At 55.8% G+C, this 3,557-nt stretch carries 3 protein-coding genes and 1 pseudogene; 3 read left to right on the plus strand and 1 reads right to left on the minus strand.

The window, feature by feature from the left end; translation table 11 throughout:
- Positions 1-1,063: 1,063 nt before the first annotated feature.
- Entirely contained in the window at positions 1,064-1,708 is a 645-nt protein-coding gene (locus PHP59_RS12010) for a hypothetical protein (protein WP_300167314.1), read from the minus strand.
- A 214-nt stretch (positions 1,709-1,922) separates the two neighbouring features.
- Between PHP59_RS12010 and PHP59_RS12015 the strand changes: the two genes are divergently transcribed.
- The 3 genes and pseudogenes from PHP59_RS12015 to PHP59_RS12025 form a co-directional block, all read left to right on the plus strand.
- A complete protein-coding gene (locus PHP59_RS12015) occupies positions 1,923-2,489 on the plus strand; it encodes a flagellin (protein WP_300167316.1) in 567 nt (188 codons plus the stop codon).
- Positions 2,490-2,500: 11 nt separating this feature from the next.
- Positions 2,501-3,109: an archaellin/type IV pilin N-terminal domain-containing protein gene (locus PHP59_RS12020; RefSeq protein WP_300167318.1), complete on the plus strand. Its 609-nt coding sequence runs from the start codon at positions 2,501-2,503 to the stop codon at positions 3,107-3,109.
- Positions 3,110-3,175: 66 nt separating this feature from the next.
- Positions 3,176-3,557, plus strand: a pseudogene (locus PHP59_RS12025) (hypothetical protein); the annotation flags it as partial.

Raw genomic sequence — 3,557 nt, forward strand, 5'->3', positions numbered from 1 at the left:
CTCTCCTTGCAACAGGGCACCTGAAGGATACTGTTCAATTGCCGCCCCTCGGCTATCTTCATCCGTGGGGGGTCCGGGGGGCAACGCCCCCCGGTGCGAGACGGCGGTGAAGATTCTGCGGTCGGGGCGGCACGCCTGATCATCACCCCTTCCCACATCTTCACGCCGGGGGCAGCGCCCCCGGATCCCCGGGACGAAGATAGGGGCGGGAAGGCAGAGAGCCCGATCGTTCTGAGGGCGGTTTTGTTCTCCGGATATCAGGTGTGAGAGAAATCTGTGTGTTCAAATTCTCATCCATAACTCCAGAATTGAACGTCTGGATCATTTCCATGGTAATCGTTCATGAGGTTATCCCAAAACTCATGTTCATCTGGCTATGGAGAAATCTCATGTTCGGGTAGATGTTCCCCCGGATTCTCTGGCGAAGGGTGCGAACCCCCGCCTTCCCCCCATTCTCCACCGGGGGACTGACGCCCCCGGACCCCCGAAAACAGGAGAGAACCCGGGAAGGGTAGATTCGATCGTGAAGGGGTCTGCCATCCGCCCCCCTATCGTAATGGTGGGAGGACCGGGGGGTGAAACCCCACGGGACAGGCACCAGAACAGGATTTTTCAGAACCAAATGCGAGGAATTTCATCGACATGACAAAGGTTTCTGATCAGTTTTGGGATGACCTCTATGAAAAAAAAGTTTCAGGCGGTTCTTTGAAAGCCACCTCGGCGATTTTCATGGTAAACCTTTGTACTCCGGCCGATGTATCTCTCTGGCCCCGTGGGGCGAGCGCCGACCCCCTGCCTTCCCCCTACATCTTACCGGGGTTAAGCCCTCGGACCCCCACCTACGATTATCCCTGAGAAAGATGGACGTGGAGGTCTTGATGATGGGGACTGCCATCCTGCCTCTATCCCGACGCTCGCGCTCGCCGCCGTCACTCCCGACCAGAAAATCTACAGAGTCGAATTCTTTTGCGCCGGTCCCGCTCCCTTTTATCGATAGTGCCGGGGCGTAAAAGTGGCGCCCCTTCCAGGAAAGGAAAAAAAGAATATTCCGGGAAAAGATCTGTTACTGGAGGTTCCCGGGGACGTACTTCTCCGGCACCATGACCTGGAGCGTGTACGATCTGATGCACCGGGTGTTGATCACAAACCAGTAGTCTCTCTGCCCCTCATAGAAGGTCTCTTTCCAGTTCTCGTTTTTCCACTCTCGGGTTGCGTTTTCTGCCGGGACGAGGTCTGCGCGCTGGAGGGTGACGATCCTGACAAACCTGTTGGGGTCCGCGGCGTCCATCACCTGGACATTGAGGTACCCGAATTCGGTGTTGTACGGGTCGGCATCATAGCGCAGCTCCCAGTACGGCACCGGGACATGGATGATCTCGGTCGTCCCGCTCCCTGTGCCGCGGATCGTGGCATAGGGGACCATGGTGTCTTTCCCGGCATCGCCGGAGGGAGTCTCTCTCCACCTGACCTGCTCGTCCGAGATATTCAGATGGTATGTTGCCGGGTCGACAAACCCGATATCCCGGACCTTCCCGTCCCACCCTGGCATGAGGGGTGTGGGTGTCGGGGTGAACGTCACCTGCGCGGGATCGCTTCCCTGAAGCGTCTGGTTGATCGGGGCCGCCGCGATCATCGGCTTGATGAAAAGCGCGATGACTATTACAATGACCAGCCCGGCGGCGAGACTGAGGAGATCTGCCCGTTCCATTTTATCACCTTTCTGAAGATACTACTCCTGGGACGATAATACTTTTTTTGTATATCTCCGTTCATTATGCTGTGTTTAGGGTATAAATCCACAAATCCGTTTCTGGCTGAAAACAAAATCTATATATGTAAATACACAAATCAATAATGTAGGAATGTTGGAAAGGTCCAGCGTTCACTGATCAATCAGGGTGAAGTTTATGAGAAAATTCGGAATGAATGATGAGGCATTCACCGGTCTCGAAGCAGCGATCGTCCTGATCGCCTTCGTTGTCGTGGCCGCTGTGTTCTCATACATGATGCTCGGCGCTGGTTTCTTCACCTCCCAGAAGAGCCAGGAAGTCGTCCACACGGCGACTTCTCAGACGAGTTCGTCGGTCGATCTGGCGGGCAGCGTTGTCGTGATAGGTGATGAGGATAAGCTGGCCAATGCGACCTTTTACCTCCAGTTGACCTCCGGTGGCACAGCCGTCGACCTCAACAGGACTGCATATGCGGTGACCACTGACAACGCCTTCGCGTTGCTGAACAGCACGCAGGTGAAGTACACCTGGTACAACAACGGTACAGACACCGACAGCCTCCTTGAGGCCGGTGAACTGGTGAAAGTTGATATCCCTCTGTCCAAATCTCTGCTTACGGGTGATACGAAAGCTGTGGTTACCGTCAACCCGAGACAGATCTTCACCATCGACGTGAAGCCGTCGGTCGGTGCCGCACTGTCCCTCGCACGGACCGCCCCCACGCGGATTGACAAAGGGATATACTACGAAGTGTACTGAGGTGACGAAAGATGAAGTTCATGAAAAATGAAGAAGCATTTACCGGCCTTGAGGCCGCAATCGTGCTCATAGCATTTGTTGTGGTCGCTGCGGTCTTCTCGTATGTGATGCTCGGCGCTGGTTTCTTCACCTCCCAGAAGAGCCAGGAAGTCGTCCACAGCAGTATGGCACAGGCCAGTTCGAGTGTCGAGATCGTCGGCAATGTCGTCGGCCTTGGCAACCAGAGCACCCATAAAAATCTGACGAACGTCCTCTTCACTATCTCGACGACTGCCGGCGGCAGCGCCTATGATCTCGGAGACGTCCTGATGACCTATACCGACTGGGGCGGACAGTCCATCGTCAACCGGAGCAGCTCTGTGGACAGAAAGACCGGTAAAGTGACCCTTGGCTCGCCGGGTAAAGGAAACTGGTCTGTCGAGCAGATCCTCAACGGGAACAACGACACCCTCGTGCAGAGGGGCGAACAGTTCCTCATTAACGTCTCGATCCCGAGTTCTGCAAAAGCAGTCTCCGGGGACCAGTTCTCCCTTGACCTCAAGCCTGCGGTCGGTGCGACCCTCCAGCTGAAGAGGTACGTGCCGGCACAGGTCGACAATGTTACCCTCCTCTTCGAGTGAGGATTTGAATCTACTATCCCCCTTTTTTTTGAGGTCGAACTCTGAAAAAGGGAATGGTGACGTGGAATGACGGTAAATCAGTCTCAGGTTGACCAGATCCTTGGTGCCGCATCGGCTGACGACCCCGAGGTCAAACTTGCGAACCTGGAGCGTGAGGTTGACCTCGTTAAAGTCTCGGTCAAGAAACTCCTCATCGATATCAGGGAGCGGATGAACGAGATGGAGAACCCCTTCGTCTTCGCGGCAGGCGGCGTCGGATCGACGCCGGCGGCGAAGAAAGAGGAGGTCGAAGAGGACGAGGTCGAGGACGAGGTCGAAGACGAGGCCGTACCCGACACACCCGCACAGAAACCGAAGGCAAAGGCAGGGGACGACCTTGCCGCCTTCAAGGCAGACGAGAACCTCCTTGCCAACCTGCATGCGCACCTCGCCGCCACCCAGGCGGCAG

Origin of the sequence: Methanofollis sp. (assembly GCF_028702905.1) — an archaeon.
Lineage (GTDB): Archaea > Halobacteriota > Methanomicrobia > Methanomicrobiales > Methanofollaceae > Methanofollis.